Here is a 3,488-nt window from a genome sequence, read left to right as displayed (position 1 = left end):
CTTAACTTGAGAACCCTGACGAAATCTAGTTTTTAAGCGGTGGGTTTTATGCCTAGCTACTGAGGATGATTTACTCCCTTCCCGCTATAAAATTAGACATTAAAAACCAAAAATTAGCGTTGCGGCGCGAAGCGCCGCAACGTCTAATTCTTCACTGGGAAGGGAGTAGGGGAGTGCATAAAGGATACATAGAAGATATATAGAAGATACGTAAAGGATATATGGAGTATAAAAACATGACAGAAAAAAATGGCACAATTAAACTCATAGTTTTTGACATGGCGGGAACGACGGTAAAAGACGATCGCGAAGTGGAAAATTGCTTTATGCAGTCCGCCAAAAAGACAGGGCTAAGAGCCGATCCCGATCGGGTAGTTGCCATGATGGGATTACCAAAGAAAATAGTATTTCAAACCCTCTGGGCAGAACAGATCGCTTCGGATGCCCCCGACTATAATGCAAGAGTAGAAACTTCCTTTATAGAATTCAAACAGGTATTAGAAGAGCACTATCTCACGCAGCCAGTAGAGCCTACGGAGGGCTGTCTGGAGCTATTTGACTGGTTGCGATCGCAGCAGATTAACATTGCGCTGACCACGGGCTTCTATCGCGAAGTAACTGATATCATTCTCAAGCGCTTGGGTTGGGATCGTGGTTTAAATCATAACTATGTTGGCTCCAGAGATTCCCTAATTCAAGCTTCAGTTACCCCCAGCGAAATCTACAATCAAGAGGGTCGCCCCGCACCTTATATGATTCAAAAAGCCATGTATCAATTGGGGATTAGGAACCCGCAGGAGGTCATCTGCATCGGCGATACTCCTTCTGATTTAGCCTCGGGACGAAATGCCAATTGTCTTTATGCCTTTGGGGTTACCAATGGTACGCATACTGCCGAGCAACTAGCTCCCCATCCCAACGATGGCTTGTTTGCATCCTTGAGCGAATTTCAGAGTAAACTTTTAAGTCTATAAGATCAAAAAACATGAGCGCAAAACATACGGAAATCGCGATCGTCGGAGCAGGCATAGTTGGTTTAGCTCATGCCCTCGCTGCTGCCAAACGCGGTTTCAAAGTTACAGTATTTGAACGCAATCTCAGAGCTATCGGCGCTTCCATTCGCAACTTTGGCATGGTATGGCCGATCGGTCAGCCCGCAGGAAGATTGCGCGATCGCGCGCTTAAATCCAGAGAAATTTGGTTGGATGTTGCCGAAAAGACGGAAATATACTGCGATCGCTGTGGTTCCCTATCCCTCGCCTATCATCAAGATGAGCTTGATGTATTAGAGGAGTTTATCAGTACTAATGGCGTTAGCGAGTCACTGTCAATATTAAGCCCAGCCGAAGTCCTACGTAAAAGTGCGGCGGTAAATCCCGATGGTCTGCTCGGTGGGTTGTGGAGCGATACAGAGATGACCGTCGATCCCCGTCAAGCCCTACAAGCATTGCCCGAATTTTTATTTCATACCTATGGCGTGGAGTTTGAATTTGGGAGGGCTGTAACGGCGATCGATTATCCCAACTTACAGATTAGCAATCAATTATGGTCGGCCGATCGCATTTTGGTATGTAGCGGTGCAGATATCGAAACGCTCTACCCAGATCTCTATGCCGAGAGTGGCATTACCAAGGTCAAGCTCCAAATGATGCGAACTGCCCCCCAGCCCAATAATTGGCGCTTAGGTCCTTCCCTCTCAGCGGGATTGACCTTAACCCATTATGCCGCCTTCAGCGAATGTAAAAGCTTAGATATCCTCAAGCAAAGAATCGAAATTGAGACTCCTCATTTTCCCGAATGGGGCATTCATGTGATGGCTTCGCAGAATGGATTGGGCGAATTGATTCTCGGCGACTCCCATGAATATGGTTTAACTCCCGACCCCTTCGATCGCGCGGAAATTAATAATTACATTCTCGACTATTTACGGAAATTCACCAATTTCCCATCCTTAGCGATCGCGGAAACATGGCATGGAGTCTATACAAAACTAGCGGGTAAGACCGAGTATATCGCCTCTCCAGAAGACCATGTATTTCTCATAAATGCCCTCAGTGGTGCGGGAATGACTCTATCCTTTGGACTTGCTGAAGAAAATATGGCTTTGCTTTAATTCACTTTAATTCACTTTAATTTACTGGGTGCAATTAAATATAAAGCCCAAATTTAGCTAGCGTTACGGGTTTTGATTCTAATTATGTCTATTCCCTTCCCAGTCAAGCAATAGCTTTGCCCCGCAACGCTATTGCTTGACTGGGAAGGGAATAGCAATTGAGGCGAACTTTTTGATGGGTAATAAAAAAATGAAATTAAGTCTTGACGAAATCTTCGATATTTTTGATACAAAAGGAGATGCCCAATACGGCGGAGAAGCCATCACCCAGCTAGAGCATGGACTGCAATGTGCTGCCCTAGCCCAAGCCAAATTTGCTAGCCCTGAGTTGATTTCAGCTTGTCTGTTGCATGATTTGGGGCATTTGCTCCACGATCTCGGCGAAAATGCCACCGATCGGGAGATCGACGATCGGCATGAATACGAAGGAGCGCTCTGTTTAGAAGAGATTTTTGCCCCTGCGATCGCCGAACCGATTCGCTTGCATGTCGAGGCAAAGCGCTATCTCTGCGCGATCGATTCCAATTATCAAGCAAGATTATCGCCCAATTCTCAGGACAGTTTGAGATTGCAAGGCGGTGCTTTTTCCACTGAGGAAGCAAAGACTTTTATTGCCCTGCCCTATGCAAAGGATGCCGTGAAGTTGAGGATTTGGGACGATCTCGCTAAGGTTGTAGGACTGAAAACTCCTGACTTAGCAAGTTTTAAATCTGTTGTGACAAGTTGTTTGAATGGTAGAAATCTATTATGAATAATCCCATAAGGTTGAGAGTTACTGTTAACGGTCTCTTTGTCGATGCTGAAGAAGTTTTATTGATCCATCAAATGACCTTACCAGAGGTGGATTGCTGGGATTTGCCAGGAGGGGGACTGGAGGCTGATGAAATGGTTCTAGATGGTTTGCGGCGAGAAATTCGCGAGGAAACGGGTATCGCTAGCTTTGATATCAAGCAGTTACTGACTGTAACCGATAGCTTTTTCCCCGATCCGATCGCGGCTGGGGGATTGCTCCATAACGTGAATATCATCTATCTATGTTCGGTCGATCGCGCGTCATGTATTTTGACCAGTAGCGATCCCGAAATCGGCGCGAAGGGAATTCAATGGATACCCATTAATGCAATTGATGCTGATATGTGTTCTATACGCTGTTGGCAAGCTCTATCCGCATTGTAAATCCCTGCCAACTGGAATTAAGAAGGCATTTTTATCAAAGCCCAAGATAGGGTTGCGGTGCTTAGTGCCGCAACCCTATCTTGGGCTTTGATATATAGTTGTTTTAAATAACTTGTAGACGGGCTTCGACTTCGCTCAGCCCTCGGTGTAAGCTAGCTGAGCGAAGTCGAAGCTGTAGTTTTTATTTGAATTATCTATA

The 3,488-nt window shown here is 45.6% G+C and carries 4 protein-coding genes; all 4 read left to right on the top strand.

Translation table 11 applies throughout. The annotated features are described in order from the left end of the window. Positions 1 to 236: 236 nt before the first annotated feature. Positions 237 to 974 (top strand): HAD family hydrolase, encoded by a 738-nt coding sequence (locus AC805_RS12835; protein WP_055075803.1) that lies wholly within the window; start codon positions 237 to 239, stop codon positions 972 to 974. Between the two features lie 11 nt (positions 975 to 985). Next, entirely contained in the window at positions 986 to 2,113 is a 1,128-nt protein-coding gene (locus tag AC805_RS12830; RefSeq protein WP_055075802.1) for a TIGR03364 family FAD-dependent oxidoreductase, read from the top strand. A gap of 190 nt (positions 2,114 to 2,303) precedes the next feature. After that, on the top strand, positions 2,304 to 2,864 hold the full coding sequence (locus AC805_RS12825) for a phosphonate degradation HD-domain oxygenase (protein ID WP_055075804.1): 561 nt from the start codon (positions 2,304 to 2,306) through the stop codon (positions 2,862 to 2,864). Beyond that, a complete protein-coding gene (locus AC805_RS12820) occupies positions 2,861 to 3,289 on the top strand; it encodes an NUDIX domain-containing protein (protein WP_055075801.1) in 429 nt (142 codons plus the stop codon). Before AC805_RS12825 ends, AC805_RS12820 begins: the two co-directional genes overlap by 4 nt. Positions 3,290 to 3,488 lie beyond the last annotated feature (199 nt).

The sequence above is a fragment of the Pseudanabaena sp. 'Roaring Creek' genome, from assembly GCF_001402795.1.
Lineage (GTDB): Bacteria > Cyanobacteriota > Cyanobacteriia > Pseudanabaenales > Pseudanabaenaceae > Pseudanabaena.
This window is presented reverse-complemented; position numbering and strand designations above follow the sequence as displayed.

Excerpts from the sequence above, each read along its gene's own strand:
- AC805_RS12820 (WP_055075801.1), top strand. The coding sequence starts at position 2,861 with ATGAATAATCCCATAAGGTTGAGAGTTACTGTTAACGGTCTCTTTGTC.
- AC805_RS12825 (WP_055075804.1), top strand. The coding sequence starts at position 2,304 with ATGAAATTAAGTCTTGACGAAATCTTCGATATTTTTGATACAAAAGGA.
- AC805_RS12835 (WP_055075803.1), top strand. The coding sequence starts at position 237 with ATGACAGAAAAAAATGGCACAATTAAACTCATAGTTTTTGACATGGCG.
- AC805_RS12830 (WP_055075802.1), top strand. The coding sequence starts at position 986 with ATGAGCGCAAAACATACGGAAATCGCGATCGTCGGAGCAGGCATAGTT.